Source organism: Bifidobacterium simiiventris (genome assembly GCF_019331715.1).
GTDB lineage: Bacteria > Actinomycetota > Actinomycetes > Actinomycetales > Bifidobacteriaceae > Bifidobacterium > Bifidobacterium simiiventris.
In genome coordinates, this window is sequence record NZ_JAHBBG010000001.1 from 444188 (window position 1) to 467965 (window position 23778).

At 61.6% G+C, this 23778-nt stretch carries 15 protein-coding genes and 1 tRNA gene; 7 read left to right on the forward strand and 9 right to left on the reverse strand.

What is annotated here, in order from left to right:
- Positions 1–145: 145 nt before the first annotated feature.
- Genes KIH76_RS01845 through KIH76_RS01855 form a run of 3 tightly spaced genes read right to left on the reverse strand, consistent with a single transcriptional unit; the run spans position 146 to position 3771 of the window.
- Positions 146–1693: an ABC transporter permease gene (locus KIH76_RS01845; RefSeq protein WP_214375049.1), complete on the reverse strand. Its 1548-nt coding sequence runs from the start codon at positions 1691–1693 to the stop codon at positions 146–148.
- Complete coding sequence (locus tag KIH76_RS01850; protein ID WP_214375050.1) at positions 1690–3030, reverse strand: COG1361 family protein; 1341 nt, start codon at positions 3028–3030, stop codon at positions 1690–1692. Before KIH76_RS01850 ends, KIH76_RS01845 begins: the two co-directional genes overlap by 4 nt.
- Before the next feature lie 60 nt (positions 3031–3090).
- Positions 3091–3771, reverse strand: a complete 681-nt coding sequence (locus tag KIH76_RS01855) for an ABC transporter ATP-binding protein (protein ID WP_236036774.1) — start codon at positions 3769–3771, stop codon at positions 3091–3093.
- Positions 3772–4067: 296 nt separating this feature from the next.
- Here KIH76_RS01855 and KIH76_RS01860 point away from each other — a divergent pair, with 296 nt between their 5' ends.
- Positions 4068–5171: a hypothetical protein gene (locus KIH76_RS01860; protein WP_219068988.1), complete on the forward strand. Its 1104-nt coding sequence runs from the start codon at positions 4068–4070 to the stop codon at positions 5169–5171.
- 53 nt (positions 5172–5224) lie between these two features.
- Positions 5225–7261: a CAP domain-containing protein gene (locus KIH76_RS01865; RefSeq protein WP_219068989.1), complete on the forward strand. Its 2037-nt coding sequence runs from the start codon at positions 5225–5227 to the stop codon at positions 7259–7261.
- 904 nt (positions 7262–8165) lie between these two features.
- On the opposite strand, the gene KIH76_RS01870 is transcribed toward KIH76_RS01865, so the two are convergent.
- From KIH76_RS01870 to KIH76_RS01880, 3 genes are all read right to left on the reverse strand, one after another.
- Positions 8166–8239 (reverse strand) — tRNA-Arg (locus KIH76_RS01870).
- A gap of 67 nt (positions 8240–8306) precedes the next feature.
- Entirely contained in the window at positions 8307–8672 is a 366-nt protein-coding gene (locus tag KIH76_RS11735; RefSeq protein ID WP_214375053.1) for a DUF3139 domain-containing protein, read from the reverse strand.
- A 762-nt stretch (positions 8673–9434) separates the two neighbouring features.
- Entirely contained in the window at positions 9435–10403 is a 969-nt protein-coding gene (locus KIH76_RS01880; protein WP_214375054.1) for a ketopantoate reductase family protein, read from the reverse strand.
- Between the two features lie 555 nt (positions 10404–10958).
- Between KIH76_RS01880 and KIH76_RS01885 the strand changes: the two genes are divergently transcribed.
- Both KIH76_RS01885 and KIH76_RS01890 read left to right on the forward strand, forming a co-directional pair.
- The gene (locus KIH76_RS01885; RefSeq protein ID WP_236036775.1) at positions 10959–12503 is read left to right on the forward strand and encodes an aldehyde dehydrogenase family protein; all 1545 of its coding nucleotides are present in this window, start codon (positions 10959–10961) and stop codon (positions 12501–12503) included.
- A gap of 153 nt (positions 12504–12656) precedes the next feature.
- On the forward strand, positions 12657–14147 hold the full coding sequence (locus KIH76_RS01890) for an ATP-binding protein (protein ID WP_219068993.1): 1491 nt from the start codon (positions 12657–12659) through the stop codon (positions 14145–14147).
- 46 nt (positions 14148–14193) lie between these two features.
- On the opposite strand, the gene KIH76_RS01895 is transcribed toward KIH76_RS01890, so the two are convergent.
- From KIH76_RS01895 to KIH76_RS01905, 3 genes are all read right to left on the reverse strand, one after another.
- Complete coding sequence (locus tag KIH76_RS01895) at positions 14194–14763, reverse strand: hypothetical protein (protein WP_219068995.1); 570 nt, start codon at positions 14761–14763, stop codon at positions 14194–14196.
- Positions 14764–14943: 180 nt separating this feature from the next.
- Positions 14944–16140, reverse strand: a complete 1197-nt coding sequence (locus KIH76_RS01900) for an SLC13 family permease (protein ID WP_219068997.1) — start codon at positions 16138–16140, stop codon at positions 14944–14946.
- A gap of 180 nt (positions 16141–16320) precedes the next feature.
- Entirely contained in the window at positions 16321–18597 is a 2277-nt protein-coding gene (locus tag KIH76_RS01905; protein ID WP_219068999.1) for an alpha-L-arabinofuranosidase C-terminal domain-containing protein, read from the reverse strand.
- A 195-nt stretch (positions 18598–18792) separates the two neighbouring features.
- Here KIH76_RS01905 and KIH76_RS01910 point away from each other — a divergent pair, with 195 nt between their 5' ends.
- The 3 genes from KIH76_RS01910 to KIH76_RS01920 all read left to right on the forward strand — a co-directional run bounded on the left by KIH76_RS01910 (position 18793) and on the right by KIH76_RS01920 (position 23652).
- On the forward strand, positions 18793–19662 hold the full coding sequence (locus tag KIH76_RS01910; protein WP_219069001.1) for a MurR/RpiR family transcriptional regulator: 870 nt from the start codon (positions 18793–18795) through the stop codon (positions 19660–19662).
- 293 nt (positions 19663–19955) lie between these two features.
- The gene (locus KIH76_RS01915; protein WP_219069003.1) at positions 19956–20768 is read left to right on the forward strand and encodes an ABC transporter ATP-binding protein; all 813 of its coding nucleotides are present in this window, start codon (positions 19956–19958) and stop codon (positions 20766–20768) included.
- 1 nt (position 20769) lies between these two features.
- A complete protein-coding gene (locus KIH76_RS01920; protein ID WP_219069005.1) occupies positions 20770–23652 on the forward strand; it encodes an extracellular solute-binding protein in 2883 nt (960 codons plus the stop codon).
- The last annotated feature ends 126 nt before the right edge of the window (positions 23653–23778 follow it).

Genomic DNA, 23778 nt, shown 5'->3' on the forward strand with positions numbered 1-23778 from the left:
ACGCGCCGCCCGCAATCGTCACTATGTTCGAGCGATCCGCATGCCTTCGCGTACATAGTGACGATATGGCCGGCTCAATCGTCACTATGCTCGAGTCCCCATCCCGATCACGCGAACATAGTGACGATTGCCGCCCACACACGACTCACTGGTCGCTTTTGATGGCGTCGAGCGCGGGGATTCTCACGGCCTTGTTGGCCGGCTGGAATCCGGAGACCAGGCCGATCAGCGTGGAGAACAGGATCGCGAACACGAACAGCCACCACGGGATCACCGAGATGCGTGTCACCCCGTCGCCGCCCATGATCGCATGCACGAGATTCTCTCCGCTCGGCCCGCCCAGCGACACCAGGTTGATCACGAGCGATATGACCGCGCTAAACAGGCAGCCGATCACCCCGCCGAACAGGCCGATGAAGCCCGCCTCGCCGAGGAACATGATGCGGATGTCGCGCACATAGCAGCCGAGCGCTTTCATGATGCCGATCTCGCGCGTGCGTTCGCTCACCGACATGACCATCGTGTTGGTGATGCCGATGGCCGCAACCAAGAGCGAGACCGCGCCGATGCCGCCGAGCACGAGCTGGATGCCGCGCGACTGCTCCTCCATCTGCTTGCGAATCTCCTCGTACGACGACGTGGAGAAGCCCATGTCCTTGATCTGCTGTTCGACGTCGGCCACCTGCTTGATGTCAGCGACCTTGACGAGCGCCTGCTCGTAAGTGACGGTCTTGGCGGCGGACTTGTCGGCTTTGGCGATCATGGCCTTGAGCTGCGCGATGTCCATGAGGATGCCGCTCGAGGTCGAGCTGCCTTTGTTCCAGTCCTCCTTGAGCAGTCCGGTGGCCTTGAGCTTGAACGTGTTGCTGGAGCCGTTCGCGCCGGCCGAACCACTGCCCGTACCCGAACTTGCGTCTGATCCGCCGACCGATCCGACGGAACCTGACACGCCGCCCATCATGCCCATCGTCATGCCGCCCGAACCGTCGCCCGACGAGTCGCCGGTCTGGATGGTGAGCGTGATCTCGGTGGCCATCGGGTCGAAGAACGGCTTGGCATCGTCGCCGAGCTGGTCGGCGGGCACCTGCTCGCAGTCGTTGACGCCGCACACCATGTACGTGCCGTCGCCCATGTCCTGCGGCTGGGAGCGCATGTTGGATCCTTCGGGGCGGAACTTGTCGGCGAACTGGTAGGCGAGATACTGCCCGGCGAGCACTTCGCCGTCGCGGGTCGGTGCCGTGCCGTCGGCGAGCTTGTAGCCCATGTTCTCGAGCTGGGTCATGTCGATGGCCTGGATGTCGCCGTAGGAGGCGACGTACCGGCCGTTGTCGGCGGTCATGGTGATCGAATAGTTGAGCGACATCTGCGCGCTGGCTCCGGTCACGCCGGCGATCTGTTTGAACGATTCGATCGCCTTGTCGTCGAGCTTGGTTTCGTTCTGTCCGCTGCTGGACGAACCCGACTGGCCGCCGACTCCGCCCTCGTAGTTACCGCCCTGGTACACGCTAATGATGGTCAGGTCGCCCATCTGCTTGAGCGATTGCTCGTTGATCTCGTTGATGCCTTCGCCGAGCGAGACCATCGTCACGATCGAGCAGCAGCCGACGACCACGCCGAGCACGGTCAGTATCGTGCGCGACTTGCGCCGCCACAGGTTCTGGCTGCACAGGTGCAGGATGTCGGACAGTCTCATGCGCGGCCCTCGCCGGAAGTCGCGATGTTGCCGGCCGCACCGACGACCGGCACGTCGATCGTATCGGTCGACGGCTCACCGCCGCCCTTGCCGGCAGCGTCAGTCGTGCCGCCCGCGCCGGTCCAGTCGTCCCATTCCTCGTCGATGTCCGCCTGCTTGGCCTTCTTCCTATGCCGGCGAACCAGCACAACCGTCACGATCACGGCGGCGAGCACCACCACGGCAACCACGGCCCACACCCAGCCGGGAATCCCCTGCTGGTCGACGGTGTTGTCGTCGGGCATGACTGTACCGTCGTCCGGCATCGCAGGTTCGGCGTCGGCGGCCGTGATCGTGACCGGGAACTCCTTGGTCTGCGTCTTGCCGTCCGAATCCTCGTAGGTGACGCGCAGCTTGGCGCTGATGTCGCCGGCCTGCGTGGGCGTGAACGCGAAGCCAATCGACCCGGTCGAGCCGGACGTCACGTTGCCCACGTACTGCTTAGCGTTCGTGACCTGCAGGCCCTCGCCTTCGATGCTGGCCTCGACATTGGCAATGTCGCCCTTGCCCTTGTTCACGTAGTTCATGGTGATGGTCGTCTCGGAGCCGACCGTCGCGCCCTCAGGCAGGACTGGATCGTTCAATTCGAAGCGGTCGGGCTGCGAGATCGGCACGGAGATTTTGATGTCCGACGAGTTGGAGCTGCGCGCGCCGCCGTCCACGTACTCGTATTTGAAGCTGACGGTGATGCCCTGCGCACCCGACTGTGCGTTGGCGACGGCCTGCATCGGCAGGCTCTGCGTCATCGCGTAGCCCGCGCCGAGACGGTCGAAGTAGAACGTGTTCGTGCCACCGGCGATCGCGAAGCTTTCGCCGCCATCCACGGTGACGACCATGTTGTCGACCGCGACCTTGCCCATGTTCTGGAACGTGAACGTGAGGTTGAAGTCGCCGCCGGCCGAGACGGTGCCGTCGCCGTAGTTGAAGTTGGTGATGATGATGTTCGGGACCGGCCCGGCGACGGTCTGGGTCGCGGAGCCGCCGTTGTCGTTCGTGCCGGAGTCGGTGCCGGAACCGTTCGCGCCGGAACCGTCCACGGCCTGATTGACGCTGCCGGAACCGTTCGCGCTGCCGCCGTTGGCTGAATTGTCGGTCAACACGTCACCGGTGCCGCCGTTGCCGTCTACAGTCGTGCCGTTCGTGCCGTCGGCCGTTTCGGACGTGCCGCCGACGGTAGTCGGATCGGCCGTCGACGTGGCGAACGCGGCCGGCGTCACGCAGGCTAGCAGCATCGCGGGTGCGGCCAACATCGCGATCGCGGCGGCGATCAGTCCACGCTTTTGCTCTCGTGTGGTCATGGGTTCCCTTTCCTTCTGTTCTCGAAGTATGTCTGTGCCGATCAATCCGCCGGCGTTCGTTCAGTGCGTCAGCCGATCGCTGATGATCCGGCCGTCCAACAGCGTGACGATGCGATCCGCGTACTGCGCCATGTTGTCGTCGTGCGTGACGAGCACGATCGTCTGGTTGAAGTCGCGCGCGAACGAGACGATCATCTCCATCACGTCGACCTTTGTTTTCGAATCGAGGTTGCCGGTCGGCTCGTCGGCGAACACGACTTCGGGCCGGGCAACGAACGCGCGCGCGATGCCGACGCGCTGCTGCTGGCCGCCGGACATCTGCGTCGGATAGTGGGTCATGCGCTTGCCCAAGCCGACCCGTTTGAGGATGCCGCGCGCGATCTTCTCACGCCGGGCTTTCGGCATGCCGCGGAACATGAGCGGCATCGCCACGTTTTCGATCGCATTGAGATTCGGCAGCAGGTTGTACGACTGGAAAACGAAGCCAAGGTGCTTCTGCCGGAAGGCGGCCAGTTCGCGTTCGTCGAGCTGGGAGACGACCACGCCGCCGATGCGCACGCCGCCGCGCGTCGGCTTCTCCATGCCGGCGAGCTGGTTGAGCAGCGTGGATTTGCCGGAGCCGGACTCGCCGTAGATGCAGCAGATCTGGCCGCGCGGGATGGAAAGATTGATGCGTTCGAGGGCGACGACCGTCTCGTCGACGACCGGATATTCCTTGCGCAGGTTCTTGACTTCGATCATCGGCCGGGCCTGTGCGGACGATACAGCCCCTCCCCCGACCGGTTTCGGGTGCGGTTCGCCTTCGAATATCGCCATCGACACATCCCTTCTTGATCGCACCGGCTCAAGTACGGTTCCCTATCCTCTCACAGAAGTCTGTACCACAGCAATACCGCCGGCAATCCATCTCAAGGATGATTGGCCGGGTTGAAACCGTCCGGCTATAGGGGGTAAAGTCATGGGTACATCTGTGCCGACGACGAACGCCGATGAATGACCACCGACGTTGGCACGAGGATTGAGGAAGAAAGGCAACAATGATGTCCGCCAAAAACAGCATGATGATCGCCGCGACCGTGGCGGCAGCGACGTTGGCCGCACCGCAGGCCGCACTGGCCAACGATACGGCCGTGATGCCGGATCAGGTCACGGGGACGGTACGCAACGATGCGCAAGCCCCGGCCGAGACCAAGCCGGCTCCCGAATCGGCCGCCAAGCCGACGGGCGTGACCGAAGCGCAAGCCAAAGCCGATGCGGCGGAGGCGGCGCTGGCTGCGGCTCAGGGCAAGCTTGACGATGCGACGGCCGCGCAGAAGACGGCTGCGGATGCGGCCGCCGCGGCACAGACGGCGGTCGATCAGGCCGAGGCGGCGGTGAAGACCGCCGAACAGCACGTGGCCGATGCGGATGCCGCGATCGCCGCGGCGAAGGATGCGGCCGCAGCCGCGCAAACCAAGATCGACGCGGCCGACAAGACGATCGCGGACGCCACAGACGCGAAGACCGCCGCGCAGACGGACAAGGCCGCAGCCAAGGAGTCGCTCAAGAACGCGCAGGAAGACAAGGACGATGCCGATCAGGCCGTTGCGGATGCGCAGGCGAAGATCGACGCGGCGGATGCGGCCATTGCCAAGGCGCAGGCCGCGGCGAAGGATGCGGCCGCGAGCAAGTCGGCGGCGCAGACCGCTAAGGCGAACGCGGAACAGGCCGCGACGCAGGCCGCTACGGATAAGGCGGCCGCGGAAGCGGACAAAGTCGCCGCACAGGCCGCGCTCAAGACCGCACAGGCCGCGAAGGTATCCGCCGACAAGGCCGCGACCGATGCCGCTGCGAAGCTGGCCGAAGCGAAGAAGGCCGAAGCGAGCGCCAAGAATGCGAAGGACAAGGCCGATCAGCTCGTCAAGGATCTGGAACACGACACGCTCGACCTGACCAAGCTGGAACAGGCGTTGAACGATGCGAAGGCCGCGCAGGCCAAGGCCGACGCGGCTCTCAAGACCGCGAAGGACGCGCAAACGGCGGCCGATCAGAAGGTCACCGCCGATGAGGCCGATCTGACCGCCAAGCAGCAGGCCGCGAAGGACGCACAGGCCAAGGCCGATGCGGCGAAGACCGCCGCGACGAGGCCACGACGAAGCTGAGCCAGGGCGCGATCGCGTACTTCAAGGACAAAGGCCAGGATGATGCGTACAGGGTGCTGACCGATTCGAGCGTGACCAAGTATCTCGACTATGTGCATAACGGCTCGGATGGCGATGCGACCACACTGGATAACATGATCGCGGCGGTCAAGTGGATTCAGCGGACGAACGAGCTTCGCGCCGGAGAAGGCAAGAAGGCTTTGCAGGTATCAGATACGTTGATGGCGATCGGCATGGCCGACACGGATTATGCAAACGGCAACATCGGACACCCCATGCAATTCAACACCGGAGAGAACCTGGCATGGGGCTGGAGCCAGACCGATCCCTTTAACGGCTGGTACACACAGGAGAAAGCAAATTACGAGGCACTTCAACGCGGAGAATGGTCGAAAGACGATCCGAATGCCACAGGTTGCCCCTATCCCAGCCATTATTCAGACGGCACCGTAGCATGCCAGACCGGACACTATCTCAACATCGTCGATGATGGCTGGACTATAACCGGATTCGGAGTAAGCCAAACCGGCACGATATATCCCAACGTCTGGGGACAGGAATTCCTATGGAATAACGGTACGGTGAAGACTTCCAAAGGTACTCGTCTTTCCATCGGACGAGTGATGAGTGCAGAGGATTACCTTGCCGATCTCACCGCGTACAAGTCTTCGCTGGAGAACGCCGATCAGACGTACAAGGATGCGCAGGCGGCGGCCGATGCCGCAGCCGCAGTCGTGAAGACCGCGTCCGATCAGCTTGCCGCCGACAAGACGGCCGCGCAGCAGGCCGCAGACGCGGTGACCACCGCACAGAAGACAGCCGACGAGAAGGCCGCCGCGGTTGCGGCCGCACAGAAGGCGTACGACGATGCGGTTGCCGCGCAGGGCGATAAGGCTGAAGCCTTGAAGAAGGCTAAGGCCGATCAGGCCGAGAAGACGGCTGCCTATGTTGCCGCGCAGAAGGCCACTGCTGCCGCGCAGACGACGCTGGATGAGGCGACTGCCACCGCTGCCGACGCGCAAGCTGCCGTGGATGCGGCAAACGGCAAGGTCAAGACCGCCGATCAGGCGATCGCGAAGGCCGAGCAGGACGCCAAGGATGCAGCCGCCGCGAAGACTACTGCGGAATCGCAGATCGCCAAGGCCGATGCGGACGCGGCTGCCGCGGCCAAGGATATCGAGACCGCACAGGCCACCAAGACCGCAGCCGAAGCGGATAAGGCGAAGGCCGTGGCCTCCGGCGCCTTCGTGCAGACGGTGATCGATACGTTGAACGGAAAGGTCGCCGACACGGATGCCGCCATCGCCGCCGCCCAACAGACCATCGATCAGGCCGCTGCCACCAAGCAGGCCGCACAGTCCGACCTGGATGCCGCGAACGCGACGATCGCTAGGTATCAGAACGCTCCGGCCGAGCTCGAAGCCGCGAACAAGGCGCTTGACGAAGCCAAGACCGTGCTGTCCGCCGCCACCAAGGCCAAGACGGAGGCGGATGCCGCGTATGCGGCCGCCAAGCGCGACTACGACGCGAAGCTGACCGACAAGCAGACCGCCGATGCCGAGCTCGAGGCCGCCAAGAAGGCGGAAGCCGAAGCACAAAAGAAGGCCGAGGAGGAAGCCAAGAAGAAGGCCGAAGCCGAAGAGGCGGCCAAGAAGGCGGAAGCCGCGAAGAAAGCCGCGGAAGAGGCCAAGAAGAAGGCGGAGGCCGAAGCCCAAAAGAAGGCAGCGGAGGAAGTCGCAAAGCAGCAAGCCGCCGAGGAGGCAGCAAAGAAGGCGGCAGCCGAAGCAGCCGCCAAGAAACAGGCCGCCGAAGCAGCCAAGAAGGCAGAGGCCGAAAAGCAGGCCGCCGAAGCAGCCAAGCAGAAGGCCGCAAACGCCAAGAAGCAGGCCGAAGCAGCCGCCAGGAAACAGCAGGCTGCAGCCCAGTCCAAGACCAGGCAGCAGACCGGCAAGACGCTGTCGAACACCGGCGTGGAATCCGCCACCGTAACCACGCTGGCCGCGATCCTCGCCGTATCCGGCACCGGCTGCGTGCTCATGCGCAGACGCTACGCCCGCCACGCCGCCGGCTGGGTGTCCACCGAGGAATAATCCCACCCGTGGTGGTGGCGTTCCCCGCCCGAAGAACGCCACCACCACCTATTCACATATCGATTCCGACTTCAGCCAGCAAGACACGTTCGTTCATGTCCGTACAATTGTTGTGGTGGCTGAAGCCGTTTCACCCGCGTGGCAAACAATTGATGGAGCCAGCATAGGCCTTCGCCGAGCGGTCGCAGACGCCACTTGGGCGCTGACTGCCCCGTTGTTATGGATGTTGGGGGCTGGTATCGCAGGATGCCAGCCCCCTTCTCGTTCAAGAACAAGACACGATGGCCAATCAAAGCGCGGAATATAGGCCAATGGCGGTTAATGTGTCTGATTCCCGGGCTTACACCCGGGCTTACGGCCGGATCAGGGCACGAAAGCGGCAGTATGCCCGGGAAGAGTCGGGACCAATACGGCATTTTCCGGGGCTTACGGCGCCCCGTCTCACGTCGTCGTCTCACGTCGCCGTCTGCCGGACTGAGCGTACCGTCATCGCCCAGTTCTCCCGGGCTTACGGCCGGTTCCATAGTCCAAGACGGCCGTAAGCCCGGGAGAAGAGAGAACCATCAATACGACATAACACGACAGCCATCCCCGGGCTTACGGCCGGTACGAGATGCAACAGAGGCCGTAAGCCCGGGAGGTTGACTGATGGGTCCCCTAGGGAAGTTGCAGATCCCTTTGCGATACGCGCCCCACCCTTAGCCAGAACGCGATGGGGCACAAGGACGCCACGGTGACGCTGAACACCTACGCGAGATTCTGGCCGGACAGGATGGACGACGTGGCCGACGCTCTCGCAAGGAGTTGGGGCGATTTATTCCATCAGGGATAATCAGGGACGAAACGCGATCGGGTTGAAACTGCGAAGCCCTTGGAATCGTTGAAATTCCAAGGGTTAACGTCGTGACCCCGGCCGGGCTCGAACCGGCGACCCTGAGATTAGAAGTCACATGCTCTATCCAGCTGAGCTACGGGGCCAAACGAAGAGATAGTATACCAGCATGCCGGTACGTGGCCCGCTGCGATCCGTCGGCCAGTAATGACGTCAGTCATACTGAGACAATGGTTTATAAACAACGTTATCAAAAGAATCTAATCTATTATTGGCAGAATCATAAATATCCAGATACATGGAATTCAGCCGTATATGATCTTTTCTCCACTCTAATAAGTAATAATGATAGTCATATCTATGATACGGATCACTAATATACGTCACCGATATATAATAGCCATCTTGGATATAGTCCTTGAAAACTTTCTTCTGTTGTATATCAGAAGAAGACACTCCTTGCTCCATGGAATAATCAGAGAATTTCATTATGGCCAAGGCGCGTTGAATCGGAAAGTAGTACAAAAAAACCATCAGCAATACTGAAAGGCAAATGATAAGTATTTTTCTCTTAGTCATATTGTTGCACCAAACCAATTCCAGAGATGTCTACATCGAGCCCAATTAGCAGCAGCTGAGGCGACACTCGCACTTTTATGTCTATATATCTTCGTCCACCCTCCTGGATACAAACTTCCCATCCAAGCGAGTTGCGATACAGTTTCCGGATTTTTCCCAGGACCAGCAATATGCACAATCCGCAAATCACTATAGGCAATCCCAGAATGTCCCGTAAACCAAAAGAACTTGTAGCAATTGTTGATGCTTTCCTCATTCCCTAGGGCATATGCCGTTGGAAAATGGCAACATCAACAACATAACAATGGAAACAAACGAGGCAAGAATTCTTTTTCCTCATAATAAGAACCTCCATCAAGCCGATACAGCACCATTGTTGAATGACATTGACAACATAATCGTCATTGGAAGTTTATCAAAACATAAAACGATCGTCCATAGCCAGTTTCTCAACATCGTCTCTCATCCAGCCTCACTCATTTTTGGATGATTATTGAGCCTGACAACTAGTGATATGCTCATAAAACTACTGACTGGCACATGCGTAAAGAGTTCTGCGCCATTGCCGCATTCTCCAGTATTGCATTCCGCTCCCCTAGCGGCTTCTTGCTACTTGATTCTCAGTGGAAGCACCACACCTGTCCACGGTTGACGCGTCCGGTTTCGCACTGAAGAAGACGCTGCAGGCAATCACGCACATGCGCCGCATGGTCTTTCGGATGTCGAACCGGCGGCATCCGAAAGACCATGCCGACCGCAACATCACTTGGCGTCGTTCTGGTGATGGTACTGGAACGCAAGCTCCGCAAGGTGCACGCCATGAGTGAGGAACTCGTGCGTGCGGCACACGTAGTCGTGCTCGCGGCCAATCTTGGCGATGTAGCCGTTGATGTAGTCGACCTCGGTCTTGCGGCCGCGGCTCATGTCCTGGTACATCGACGGGTAGTGCAGCGGGTTGCCGGTGCGGCTGACGTAATCGACCGACTCGAGCTCCTCGGCACGCGTGTTGATGAGCTTGATGCCGGCGCGCTCGCACGCGTCGTACGCCTCGTTGATCAGCTGCATGGCCATGTCGCGGGCGCCCGGATAGCTGATGAACTGGCCCATCGTGATCTGGTACATGGTGCACAGCGTGTTCACCACGGAGTTGAACACGATCTTGGCCATGCACATGCCCTTGAAGTCGTCGGAGATCTCCGGGTTGAGGTTGGCCTTCTGGAAGTCCGCGAAGATCGCCTTCTCGATGTCGGTGACCTCGTTGGTCATGGCGCACATGTGCATGGTGCCGGCGCCGGACTTGCCGATGAAGTCCACGTCGCCCGGGCCGTTGAGCACGGTGGCGACGAGCGCGGTGCCGCCGTAGATGCGGTCCTCGGAGAAGTACTGGGCGATCTTCTCGAAGTGGCCCCAGCCGTTCATCGCGCTGAACGCGACCTGGTGGTCCTTGAACAGGTGGGCGCAGCGCTTGAGCATCTCCTCAAGCTGCATCTGCTTCATGAAGATGATCCACACGTCCGGGTCGCCGTCGTATTCCTCCGGCGTGTACAGGTTGATCGGGATGAGACGGCGGTTCTCGTGGTCACGGCTGACGTACACGCCGCCCTGTTCGCGGATCTTGTCGATGTGCGGCGCCCACGCGTCGATGAAGTCGACGTGCGCGTCCGTGTGTTCCTGCAGCAGGATGCCGTAACGCAGGCCCATCGCGCCCGCGCCGATTACCGTATAACGCATAGTTGTTCCTTGCGATTGATTCGTTGCGTTCGATTTGGCCACCGGCATGCTCGCAAGGACGTTGTGTTGCATCGTCTCGCCGAACCCGGTGTTACCATGTTCCGTTCGTCGCCCATTGATGATGGTTCGGCGAGCGCCGCCGCAGCCCACGTGTTACGGTCTTGTGGACCGTGACGCGACGCATTCCGCGGCTTTTTCCGCGGATTATCCTAGCATTGCGCGTCAACAAAATCGCAGGGCCTGCCGCTATGCCGCGATCGACGGTTTAACGAGATGATGGACGGAAGCGGACGCGGATGACCCGGCTGGCGGTCGTTTTCGTCCAGAAGAAGCTTGTCCTGGACGAAAACGACCGCAACATCGGTCATCGGCGTCCGCTTTCATCCAGGAGTAGCCTGCTTCTAGCGGGAAACGCCCGCAATACCGGTCATCAGCGTCCGCTTTCATCCAGGAGCTGAGTCGCAGGCCGGCTCCGGCCAACCACCGCGCAACGACGGCTGGTATAACGGGAGCATGAGCGCGAATCACCATGACCGCAACCGCAACGCGGAGGCGATGTTTCACCGGCTTAATGCGACGTTTCGCAGTGGAGTCACGCGGCCGTTGCGGTGGCGACGGACGCAGTTGGATGCGATGGAACGGATGCTGCGCGAGCAGGGTGCGCGGTTGGCGCGTGCGGTGCATGACGATTTCGGCAAGCCGACAGCCGAGACGATGCTCATGGAGATCAATCTGGTATTGGAGGAGATTCGGTTCGTGCGTCCCCGGCTGGCCCGCTGGGCCGCCCGCAGACCCAAGCCGCTGCACTGGCTGTTGCAGCCGGCGGCCGGTTGGACCATTGCGGAGCCGAAGGGCGTGGCGCTGGTGATTTCGCCGTGGAATTATCCGATTCTGCTGTCGTTGGAGCCGATGGTCGATGCGATCGCTGCCGGCAATTGCGTATGTCTGAAACCGTCGGAATTGTCACCGGAGACGAGCCACACGCTGGCAACGCTGATTGACCGGTATCTTGACCACCGCGCATTCGCCGTGATGCAAGGCGGCGCGCGCGAGACCGGAGAGCTGCTCAAGCAGCCGTTCGACCATATTTTCTATACGGGCGGCGGCAAGGTTGGCCGGATTGTGATGGAGGCCGCGGCGAAGCAGCTGACACCGGTCACGTTGGAACTGGGCGGCAAGTCGCCGGTGTTCGTCGACGGCACGGCTGACTTGGATACGGCCGCGCGGCGCATCGCGTGGGGCCGGTTCGTCAACGCCGGGCAGACGTGCGTCGCACCCGATTACGTGTTGGCGACGCCGGATGTCGTCGATGACCTTGCGCAGCGCATCGCAAAGGCGGCGTATCGGATGTTCGGCATGACCGGCGGACGGCGCGATGTCGTCATGTCCGGCAGCGGTCCAAGCACAGGCATCGATCGGAACGACCGAAGGCAAACAGCCATCACATCAGACAGCATCGCGACAGAAAACAGTCGTCAACCGGATGATCGCAACGGCCATGACGGCGTGCACAAGACGCACGAATGGTCGTCGAGTTATGCGCAGATCATCAACGAGCGGCATTACGACCGGCTGATGTCGCTCATGCCGAACCCGGCCGCCCCGTCTTCCGCCGCGCATATCGTCTGCGGCGGGTACGGCGACCGGGCGAGCCGTCATATCGCACCGACCGTGCTCACGCACGTCTCACCGGACGCGCCGGTGATGCGCGAGGAGATTTTCGGTCCGATTCTGCCGATTCTGGAGATCGCAGACGCGACCGCAGCGATCGCGTTCATCAACGACCGCCCGCACCCGTTGGCCTGTTACGTCTTCTCCCGCAACACCACCGTTCGCCGTCGCTTCGAGCGCGAGACGAGTTCAGGCGCGCTCGGCTTCAACCTGCCGCTCGGCCATCTCATGTCCAGCCGGCTGCCGTTCGGAGGCGTCGGCACGTCGGGCATGGGCGCATACCACGGCCATGCCGGTTTCCTCGAGTTCAGCCACGTCAAAACCGTCGTCGCCAAGCCGACGTTCCCAGACACGATTTCCCTCATCTACCCGCCCTACACCAAGCGCAAACGCGCCTTTGCTTCCGCACTTACCAGCTTCGGCAAGTAGCACTCAACGGACTGCCCCTCAAAACAAATCATGTACATAATCCAAAAATCTTGTACATCCACCCACCAACAAAAAGATACAAAAAGTACTTTCACTCTCAAAAATTTGATATCATGTATATTATTGTAGGTTTCCATCACAAAGGTACCGTTCATGGCCGCAGATCTTCAACAACTCATTCGGGACGTCATTGCCAACAAATGCGAGACACAGACGATCGAAGTGAAAGCCGCAGCAGAGGGAACTCCTCGGGTATACGATTCCCTGTCGTCGTTCTCCAATCAGAACGAAGGCGGCATTATTCTTTTCGGCATTGACGAACAAGCCGGATTCTCCATCTGCGGAGTGTACGACGCGCAGGACCTGCACAAGAAAGTACATGGACAATGCGAAGGCATGACACCTGAAGTACGCCCGACATTTGAGACCACGACGATAAACGGCAAAACCGTTGTCGCCGCGTACATCAGCGGACGCCCTATGGGAGATCGTCCAGTGTATCGAACCATCAAAGGCATCACCGAAGGATCTTACACGCGCATCGGAGACGCCGACGTCCGTATGACGGCTGTCGAATTATACGAGATCGAATCATTCAAAGAAGGCAGACGTGATGATATCGCAACCAATCCCACCGCTTCCTCGGCAATGCTCGATAAACGAAAAACCAGTCGATTCATCAACGACGCAGCCGCTGATCGACCATTGCTCTCTCGACGCTCCGATGACGAAATACTTGCCTTGACAGGTGCCATCAGAGATGGGCGGCCGACACTCGCCGGCATGATGACACTCGGCGACTATCCTCAACAGATATACCCCAATCTGTGCATCACCGCCATCGCCGTCAATGGTACGACACTGCAACCGGATGAAAACGGCACGCGTTTTCTTGACAACAAACGGTATGAAGGTTCCATCAGCGACATGCTCGAAGGAGCAATGAGTTTCGTATCACGCAACGAAAAGACCAAAGTGGTTGTTCGTAATGGGGCACGTGTCGATGTACCCCAATATCCGGAAACCGCAGTGCGAGAAATTCTGCTCAACGCGCTGATGCACCGCGATTACGGACCGTATAGCAATGGCACTCCCATACGTCTCGTGTTATATACCGACCGTCTGGAATGTTGGAATCCAGGGGGCATCTATGGCGGACAAAGCATCAATGACCTCGGCTACGCCAATCTTCCGACGCGAAACCCCACACTGGTATCCATGCTGGAGATACAACGCATTGCAGAAAACCGACATTCCGGCATCCCCATCATACGAGAGGAAGCCCAGTCGCATGGTGTACGACCACCGGAATTTATCGACCGGAACGGATCATTTTTGGCAAGATTCTTCAATACTGAACAGCATGACGATGATTCACGGCCTCATGAACCAACAGCAGGCAAAGGCTCAAAACACACTCGCGACATACGTTCGCAAATCGCCGAATACTGTCAAACTCCACGTTTCGCAAGCGAGATAGCAAGCCACTTCGATTACAACCTGCAGTATCTCAAAAGGAGCCATTTACAGCCGATGGTGGAAGCGCGGCAACTCACCTTAACTCTCCCCGGGAAACCACACAGTAAGTATCAGCAGTACCTGACGACGGGGACACTCGAACAGACCACAATCACGGCGCATTAGTCTGCCCCCTCTTCCTTAAGAGGAGACAGACTAATGCAATACAGGGTCACCGGTTGATCCAGCCGTCCACGTCGAAGACTTTGCCGAGTTCGGTCTTGATCTTCTCGGCGGACTGTTCGTCGGGGGCTGGCGCGATGTAGATACCTTGGTCCTGGTCGCTGTTGACTTCGATCAGCATTGAGGTCCGGTCGGCCGACAGCAGACCGCTCACCTGCGTCATGTCGGGACCGGAGTCGGCGTAGTCAACCCAGAATCCACTGAAATACGAGACCGTGTCCTTGGTGCCGGGCTGGGTCACGTCCGTGATATACCACAACGAACGGTCGAGATCATGGTCGGCCACCGCATCCCCGCCTCCGGCCGGACGGATGGTGACGTGTCCGGTCAGCCGATCCTCCCGAAACAGGTAGTGCAGTCGGGTCGCGTCCAGCGATATCGTGTACGAGGTGTCGGAGCCGGCGTCCTTGTCGACCCGGTACGCATCGCCGTCGATGCGGATGCGTTGCGGCCACGGCACGTAATACAGCAGCAGTACGACGACGATCAGCGCGGCGACCACGCCGGCGACGATGCGTGCGATGCGTTCGCGGTGCTTCTTCTGGGGTGTCTTTTCCATGGCGACATACTCCTTCGCCTCGCCGGAAACGTCCATGTTCCCGGAGTGGTTTTATTCTACCCCCCCCCGCAATCGCCACACACCGCGCTCTGCTACCGATTATGCGTACCGTGCGCTAGCGTGAGAACCGCTCGCGAAGCCGCTCTTCCGAGGAGACCGGACTGCCGAGCCGTACGCTCGTTATGGCTCGATGATCCAGCTCAACCCGACGAGCACGATGAGGAACAGCACGTTAACGGCCGAGTAGACGGCCAGGTAGCGGCCCTTCTGGTGCAGATACTTGCGCACGACGTTCTTGTAACCGATGAGCGAGGCCATGGACGCGATGAGCGTGCCCATGCCGCCGAGATTCGTGCCAATGATGAGCGGACGCCACTGTTCGGTGAAGCCCGACAGCAGCAGCGTGGTCGGCACGTTGCTGATGAGCTGGCTGGAGCCGACCGCAACCTCGAGTGGGCGGATGTTGACCAGGGATGCGGCCAGTTCGTAGAATTCCGGCACGCGTTTCATGTTGCCGATGAAGATGAAGAACATGGTGAACGTGAGCGGCAGACCCCAGTCGACGTTCTTGAACACCTTGCGGTCGCATACGAGAAACGCGGCGAACACGATCACGCACATGGCCCACAGCGGGATGAAGTCGCTCACCGCGAGTAGACAGACGACGAACAGCAGCGTGTAGACGACGGTGCGCCAGCCGCCGTAGCCCGCACCGTAGCCGGTGATGCGGATCTCGTCGGGTCGGTGGCCTTCGCTGGACGGAGCGAGCACGCCCTGTTCGATGCCGGCGCCGTCAAGCGAGCGGAATTCGGAGACCGGCTTCCTGCCGAATACGATGCACGAGATGATGACGAGCATCACCGCGGCGGTGGCCGAATACGGCGCCATGATGCCGATCATCTCCAGCGCGGGCATGCCGGTGAGCGCCTTCAGGTACAGGTTGTGCGCGTTGCCGATCGGGGTGAGCATGCTGCCCACGTTCGCGCCGATGGTCATGAGCGTGCCGACGAGCACGGCGTGCTCCTCCATGTCGGCCATGATGAGCACGGAGATCGCGAACGGGATGAACGTGACGAGCGCGACGTCGTTGGTGATGAGCATCGCCGAGAAGAACGTGAGCGAGATCAGCGTGATCACGAGGCCTCGCGCGGTGCCGACATGGTGCAAGAGTCGCGAGCCGATGATGCGGAACACGCCGATGCGCTGGAAACCGCACACCACAAGCATGAGGCACACCAACTGGCTGATCGTGCTCATGTGCACGTAGTCCTTGTAGTCGGCGTCCGGCGGGACGATGAAGCAGGAGATGATCGCGAGCACCGTGGCGACGATCAGGATCGTTTCGCTTTTGAGCAGCTCGATGGCCCAGCGACGCATTGTTCCTCCGAAGTTCACCGTTCGTTAACTTCAGCGATTTTAGCGGAGCGCCGGCCCAAGTACGTAGCTTCGCCGTGTTGTTTTCCGACCGATTCCAGCGAAAACAGCCGCTCAGCCTTACGGCCCGTAGCCCTGCGATTCCGACCGAACGGGATTGCGGCACGGCCGTCCGGAGTCGTCTCAGGAGAGGCGCACGAGGGTGAGGCTGTACGGCGGCAGCGCGAGCGAGACGTGCACCGGTCCGGAGCCTTGCGGCAGCACCGAATCGCGTACGGCGCGCGTCACGCAGTCGTGGCCGGCGCCGATGTAGCCGAGCGTGTTGCGCGCGTATGGGTCGGCGGTCAACGTTTCGACATGCAGCGAACGCAGGGTCTCGGCGGTACCGGCTACCGGAATGGTGACGTTGAGCGTCACGCCGATGCGGGTGCCGCCGGTGTTGACGAGTTTGATGAAGCGCTGCGCACGGTTGCAGACGCGATCGTTGTCACCGGTCTGCACGCGAACGTCGCCGGAACCTGCGGCGTCGGGGTCGTCGCCGGTTGCACAGACATATAGATCGTCCGTCTCCTCGTCGCTGTGGCAGTCGCAGATGAACGATCCGTAGTTCGTGGAGAACAGTCGTTCCGCCTCGTAGTTGACGCTGGGCTGTACATGCGCCGGGTTGAATTCGATGAGGTTCTGCTCCCAGCCGTGGCCGGTGACGTGCGACAGCAGCGGTGCGTACGATGTCATCTTCACAATGTCGGCGTTACGTTCGCATCCGGTGAGGAACGCGGCTTCGGCGAGCGCGGATCGCCATTGGCTGGCGTGGTCGTAGTCCTGCGGCTGGGCAGCGAAGTAGCCGTTGGCCGAGTATTCGCCGAAGTACACGCCGGTACTGTCTCGCCGGTAGTCATCGAAGCGGCGGACCTGGGAGATGAACCATTCCGGCGAATGATACGCATGTTCGTCCACGAGGATGGACGGATGGCCGAATCCGGGTTCGCGCGCAGTCGCGTCACGGTTCCCGGCGCCCGCCGGGGCCGCTTCCACGCCCGGCACCTGGCCGGCCGCGACCTGGTGCGCATGGTTCCAGGCGCGGCTCATCGGCAGACGGAACGGGAACAGGCCGGCGCTCATCACGCACAGCATGTGCGGGTCCTTGGCATGGATGGCGCGGCTGATCGCGTCAAATTTCTCGATGTAGTCTGCACCGAAGTTCTCGTTGCCCACGCCGATCATGTCAAGTCCGAACGGTTCGGGATGGCCCATGTCGCGTCGCACGGCGGCCCATGCGCTCGTGTCGGGGTCGCCATTGGCGAAGTCGATGAGGTCGAGATAGTCCTGCACGACGACGCTGCGGAACCAGTCGGAATCGGTGTCGACGTGTTTGGGATCGCGGTAGGGCGACTGGCAGGTGAGCCCCGCGAACAGGGTCGGCAGGGGCTTGGCGCCGAGATCCTCGCACAGGCAGAAGTATTCGTAGAAGCCGAGCTGGTAGCTTTGCGAATACGTGGAGCCGTCTGGCGTTTTGAACGCCCACATGTTGGCCTGCTGGCGGCGGGCGGGCGGCGCGCCGACCGTGTCCTTCCACCGGTATTCGTTGCCGGGCGTCACGCCTTCGACGATGCAGCCGCCGGGGAAGCGCACGAATGCGGGCCTGAGCGCGGCGATCGATTCGACCAGATCGCGACGCATCCTGCCGAACCGCCATTTCGGGTCGCCGGCGCCCCAGTAATCGGCGTCCATGAGCGAGACGAGGTCGAGATCAAACGAGGCTCCCTGCCCGCCGGTCACGTCGATGTGCAGCTTGCCATAGCCGGCATGGAGGCCGGGCAGCCGGTGCCGCACCTGGATCCATCCGTCGTGCAACAGCTCGCCGGCGAACCGGTCGACGTCGAATCGCACGTCGTCGGTGAGCGGCCGATCGTCGGCGCCGAGCACGACGACGTGCAGCGAGACCGGCGTGCCGTCGACCGACGGTGCGACCGGTCGAATGCATGCGCAGAATTCGTAGTCATGGCCGTATGCGATCGACATCGCGCAGGAATCCGCGTAATCGCCGTCGCCGTTGTATCCGAGGTTTTCGATCGACGCGGCGTCTCGCTCAACGCCGGCCGCGTCGCCGTGCGCGGCGTCCACCGTCAGCCGCACGTACCGGCTGTTGCGGTGGATGGGCGGCGCCGGACAGTCCGTGACGATCCGCTGGCCGTGATCCCCGCGGATCTCGGTGCCACAGCTGGTCGCGGACAGTCCGTCGAACCGCCAGTTGCGCAGCGGGTCGGCCTCGGTGCGCCACCGGTCGGCGCCTTTGAGCCGCAGCGATTCGTGACGCAGGTACACGCCGTCGAAACTGTAGTTGTTTACCATGTTCGCGTTCAGGCCGCCGTCCGCGCCATGGTTGATGTCTTCGAAGAAGACGCCGTAGAGCCGCTCGCTGGCCGGCTGCGTCGGCGCGCCCACCGTTATCGTCACCATGCGTTCCATTATCGCGCGACCGCGGTCCATCGCCGGCGCCGGTCTCGTCACGGGAATCCGCGCGGCGTATCGGCGTGGCGGAGTGGAAGTGTTCAATGCGTGTTCACCTTGCGGCCAACTTTCCACCGGCGCCGGGACACTCGCGTCGCATAAGCTGAGACACGAATCGAATCAGGGGCGTGAAGGAGATGTTTCATGCAGTCTTCGGTCGGCATCCGCGAGCGCATCGACCACGTGTACCCGTCGTTGCGTCCCGCGGAACGGGCGGTGGCACAGTATGTTCGAGATCATATCGCCGAGGCGGCGGAACTCACCGTCGGCCAGCTCGCGCAGGCGGCGCGGGTCAGCCAGCCGACGGTGATCCGCTTCTCCCGCAAACTCGGGTTCGGCGGGTACCGCGAGCTGCGTTATGTGCTGCGCCACCCGGAGGCCGAACGGCGCGTGACCTTCGACCCGCTGGAGGGTTTCGATCTCAATCCGTGGGATGATCTGGACTCCGTGCCGCTCAAGGCGGTCAGCAGTGCGAAGACGCTGCTGGACGACCTGTCCTCGTCGCTGGATCAGTCAGCGTTCCGCAAGGCGGTCACGCTGATCGCCGGCGCATCGCTGGTCGACATCTACGGCGTGGAGAACTCGCTCGTCCCGGCCACCGACCTGTTCACCAAGCTCGGCTATCTCGGCCTGAAGGCCAGGCTGAATACCGACGCCTACCTGCAGCAGATCGGCGCGGGCCATCTCGAGACGACGGACACGGCGATCGCGTTCTCGTATTCGGGATCGTCGTCGGATACGGTCAAGGCGCTGCGTCTGGCGAAGTCGCAGGGCGCGCACACGATCGCCGTCACCAACGCGGCCGGCACTCCCCTGGCCAGCTGGGCCGACGTGTGCCTGTACGCGGGCCGCGGCGAGCATACGATCTACGGCAACGCGATCTTCTCGCGCGTGGCGCACACGGCGATCGTCGACATGCTGTACATGGGCGTGATCCTGAGCGACTACGGCCGGTTCTCCACCGAGCTGGACCGTTCCGGCAAGATCATCGCCGACCGCGCGTACCGCGACTGACCCCTGCGCATCGTCGCCCGTGGCTCATGTCGCTCGCCGACTTCGCCACGCAACGCCCGCAAAACTACGAAACTACAACGTTGTGGCGTAGTTTTACTCATTGTTCACCATACTTTTATTGAGCTTTCCCCTCAACCGGCCTTGCGCGGCCGATTCGTGCCCGACCATGGAAACTGCGGCATGAAGTTCGGTCGCGACATAACTGAATACCGAACGGGGACGTCGGCGATCCGGCCGGCGTCGATAGCGCGCAGGCCGCCACGAGCAGTCTGCCGGAAGGCAAGTTGAGAAATATGCTCGAACTGAAAAACATCACCAAATCCTTCGGGGACACGCACGTCCTCAACGGCATCAGCCTGACGCTGGGCGACGGCCAGATCATGTCGATCCTCGGCCCGTCCGGCGGCGGCAAGACCACGCTGCTCAACATCATCCTCGGCATCACCGATCCGACCAGCGGCCAGATCATCTACAACGGCGAGGACTTGACGCAGGTGCCGATGGAGAAGCGCGGGTTCAACATCGTGTTCCAGGACTACGCGCTGTTCCCGAACCTCACCGCGTACGAGAACATCACGTACGGCCTGAGGAACAACCCGGGCATCTCGTCGGAAAGCGAGATCAAGGAGCTGATCTCGCTGCTCGGCCTCGAGGAGCATCTGGGCAAGCGCATCGACGAGCTGTCGGGCGGCCAGAAGCAGCGCGTCGCGCTCGCCCGCACGCTGGTGATGAAGCCGAAGCTGCTGCTGCTCGACGAGCCGCTGTCCGCATTGGACGGCGTGATCAAGGAGTCGATCAAGGCGAAGATCAAGCAGATCGTGGAGCAGTACAAGCTCACGACGATCATGGTCACGCACGACCCGGAGGAGGCGTGCACGATGAGCGACCGCGTGCTCATCATCAACCACGGCAAGATCGCGCAGTACGACACGCCCGAGAACATCATCGAGCATCCGGCATCCGACTTCGTGCGCAAGTTCATCCTGCACCAGCTCGAAGTCAAGCGCAACAATATCTACACGCTGTTCAACGAGGGCGACGCGCACGAGCCGGCCGCATCCGATGCCCAGCCGGCCAGCGCGACCGCCACCGCGCAGGAGGCCTGACATGTCCGCCGAATCGATCCAGGCGGCCAACCAGCTGCCCAACATCCGCCCCGAAATCGTCAACTACGAACGCCGCCCGAAGGCCCCGAAGCAGACCGAACTGTGGACGCTGCTGGTCATCGTGGCCATCGCGTTCGCCGCGTTCCTCGTCGTGCCGATGGCGCTCGTCATCATCCGCTCGTTCACTACAGCGGACGGTTCCGCGACGCTCGCCAACTACGCGGCCGTGCTCTCGCGCCCCGAATTCACGCGTTCGATCACCAATTCGCTGGCCGTGTCGTCCGTCTCCGCGCTCGTGGCCGTGCTACTCGCGTTCCTGCTCGCATACACGATCAACTGCACGAACCTGCCCGGCGGATTCAAGCGCGCGATCGGCCTGCTCTCCCAGCTGCCGATGCTGCTGCCGACCATCACGTACGGCTTCGCGATCATCTACTCGTTCGGCAAGCAGGGACTGATCACCCGACTGCTCGGCGGCCACCAGCTGTTCGACATCTACGGGTTCAACGGCCTGCTGCTCGGCTACGTGATCTACACGCTGCCGACCTGCTTCCTGCTGATCAACAACAGCTTCCAGTTCGTCGACAAGAAGTTCATCATCGTCTCGCACATCATGGGCGACAAGCCCTTGACCACGTTCCTCAACACGGTGCTGCGCCCGCTGATCGGCACGATGGCCGTCGCGTTCATCCAGTCGTTCTTCCTCGCATTCACCGACTACGGCATCCCGACGTCGGTCGGCGGCGAATACGACGTGCTCGCGATGACGCTGTTCAACCAGATGCTCGGCTCCATCCCGAACTTCAACCGCGGCGCCGTGATCGCCGTGTTCATGCTGATCCCCTCGATCATCTCGATCATCCTGATGACCGTGCTCGAACGCTTCGCGATCCGATACAAGCAGATCAGCCAGATCGACCTGCCGAAGGGGCCGCGCCGCGACTGGGCGTGCGGCATCGCCTCCGTAGTGGTGCTCGTGTGCACGCTGTCAGTGTTCGCGGTGATCCTGCTCATCCCGTTCGTCTCGGAATGGCCGTTCAACACGGCGCCGACGTTCGCGCACATCGCGAACATGTTCACCGATCCCGAACTCACGCAGGTGTTCACGAACTCGCTGTACGTGGCCGTGATGACCGCGATCATCGGCTGCCTGTTCGCGTACGCGGCCGGACTGGTGACCTCGCGCTCCAAGCTGCCGAACTGGGCGAAGCGTTCGGTCGACGCGATCTCGGCGATCATCAACACCGTGCCCGGCATGGTGCTCGGTATCGCGTTCCTGTTCGCGTTCTCCGGCTCCGGCCTGCAGAACACGTTCTGGATCCTGATCGCGGCGAACATCATCCACTACTTCGCCACCCCGTACCAGATGATCAAGGATTCGCTCTCGAAGATGAACGCCGGCTGGGAGACGACCGCCAAGCTCATGGGCGACAACTGGATCAAGACGATCGTGCGCGTGGTCACGCCGAACGCGCTGCCGACCATCCTGCAGGTGTTCGGCTACTACTTCGTCAACGCGATGGTCACGATCTCCGCGGTCGTGTTCCTGACCGGCGCCCGCACGCAGGTCATCACCACGAAGATCTCCGCGCTGCAGCACATCGCCAAGTTCGACGACGTGTTCGTGCTCTCGCTGCTCATCCTCGTGACGAACCTCGTCGTCAAGGGCGTGGTCGCGTTCGCCACGCGCGACCGTTCCGCCGAACGCGCCCGCGCCGCGGCCCGCGCCACCGTGCGCACGCCGCAGGTCGCCGCCGCACGGTCCACCGTCGCCGCCGACACGAAGCTGACCGCCGCGGTGCAAGCCGCCGAGAACGGCACGCCGGACTTCCCATTGCCGACCAGCGGCAACCGCCGCGCCCGCAACGCATTCACCGCGGGACTGTCGGCCGTGCTCGCCGTGCTGCTCGTCAGCTTCGGGTTCGGCGCGACCTCCACCGCCTCCGCCAACGGGCAGGTCGTGATCTACACGAACGCCGACGACGAGGCCGTGGTCGCCTTCCAGCACGCGCTCGACAACAACGGGTTCAAGGACCAGTACATCATCCAGAGCTTCGGCACCTCCGAGCTGGGCGGCAAGATGCTCGCCGAAGGCAAGGCGCTCGAGGCCGACATGCTCACCATGAGCTCCTACTACGTCGATTCGGCGCAGGAACGCAATCACATGTTCGCGCGTCTGACCGACGTGAAATCGCAGCTGCTAGGCACGTCCGAGAACTCGAAGGCGCCAGACTACCGCCGCCCGACCACCGCCCAGGAGGGCGCGATCATCGTCAACACGAAGGCGCTTGAAGCCGCCGGCGTGGACGCACCGAAGAGCTTCAAGGATCTCGCGGACCCGAAGTATGCGGGACTGATCTCCGTGCCCGACATGGAGGGTTCCTCGACCGGCTGGCTGATGATCCAGGCCATCGCGGACGCGTACGGCACCGGCGAGGAGGGCAAGGCCATCCTCACGGCGATCTACCGCAACGCCGGCCCGCACCTCGAACAGTCCGGCTCCGGCCCGCTCAAGGCCGTGCGTTCGGGCGAGGTGGCGATCGGCTTCGGCCTGCGCCACCAGGCCGTCGCGGACAAGAAGAAGGGCCTGCCGATCGACTACGTCGACCCCGAGGAAGGCAACTACTCGCTGACCGAATCGGTGGCAGTGCTCGACAAGGGCAAGGCGACGAACCCGAAGGCGCAGCAGATGGCCGCGGTGATCATCGACCAGGGCCGCAAGGAACTGCTCAAAACGTATCCGACGCCGCTGTACCAGGGCGAGAAGGCCCCGGCCAACGCATCCAAGCGTTCCAAGACGTTCCCCAAGCCCCTGACCGTCGACCTGCTCCAGCAGCACCAGGACTTCTCCGCCGAGTGCAAGCGCATCGCGCAAGGCAAATAAACGGTTACGCAACCAACAGAACTACAGACAACACGCCGACGGAAATCGTAAAACTACGTAGAAGATTACAGGAACTACGCAAGTGACTACAGTCGGCAATCGGAAACAGGAAAGGAACCAATCATC

What these genes read in the sequence shown, in the direction of transcription:
- KIH76_RS11735 (WP_214375053.1), bottom strand. Translation starts at nt 8,672, where the DNA reads ATGACTAAGAGAAAAATACTTATCATTTGCCTTTCAGTATTGCTGATG.
- KIH76_RS01910 (WP_219069001.1), top strand. Translation starts at nt 18,793, where the DNA reads ATGCAGTCTTCGGTCGGCATCCGCGAGCGCATCGACCACGTGTACCCG.
- KIH76_RS01890 (WP_219068993.1), top strand. Translation starts at nt 12,657, where the DNA reads ATGGCCGCAGATCTTCAACAACTCATTCGGGACGTCATTGCCAACAAA.
- KIH76_RS01885 (WP_236036775.1), top strand. Translation starts at nt 10,959, where the DNA reads ATGTTTCACCGGCTTAATGCGACGTTTCGCAGTGGAGTCACGCGGCCG.
- KIH76_RS01915 (WP_219069003.1), top strand. Translation starts at nt 19,956, where the DNA reads ATGCTCGAACTGAAAAACATCACCAAATCCTTCGGGGACACGCACGTC.
- KIH76_RS01855 (WP_236036774.1), bottom strand. Translation starts at nt 3,771, where the DNA reads ATGATCGAAGTCAAGAACCTGCGCAAGGAATATCCGGTCGTCGACGAG.
- KIH76_RS01905 (WP_219068999.1), bottom strand. Translation starts at nt 18,597, where the DNA reads ATGGTGACGATAACGGTGGGCGCGCCGACGCAGCCGGCCAGCGAGCGG.
- KIH76_RS01860 (WP_219068988.1), top strand. Translation starts at nt 4,068, where the DNA reads ATGATGTCCGCCAAAAACAGCATGATGATCGCCGCGACCGTGGCGGCA.
- KIH76_RS01920 (WP_219069005.1), top strand. Translation starts at nt 20,770, where the DNA reads ATGTCCGCCGAATCGATCCAGGCGGCCAACCAGCTGCCCAACATCCGC.
- KIH76_RS01845 (WP_214375049.1), bottom strand. Translation starts at nt 1,693, where the DNA reads ATGAGACTGTCCGACATCCTGCACCTGTGCAGCCAGAACCTGTGGCGG.
- KIH76_RS01900 (WP_219068997.1), bottom strand. Translation starts at nt 16,140, where the DNA reads ATGCGTCGCTGGGCCATCGAGCTGCTCAAAAGCGAAACGATCCTGATC.
- KIH76_RS01880 (WP_214375054.1), bottom strand. Translation starts at nt 10,403, where the DNA reads ATGCGTTATACGGTAATCGGCGCGGGCGCGATGGGCCTGCGTTACGGC.
- KIH76_RS01895 (WP_219068995.1), bottom strand. Translation starts at nt 14,763, where the DNA reads ATGGAAAAGACACCCCAGAAGAAGCACCGCGAACGCATCGCACGCATC.
- KIH76_RS01850 (WP_214375050.1), bottom strand. Translation starts at nt 3,030, where the DNA reads ATGACCACACGAGAGCAAAAGCGTGGACTGATCGCCGCCGCGATCGCG.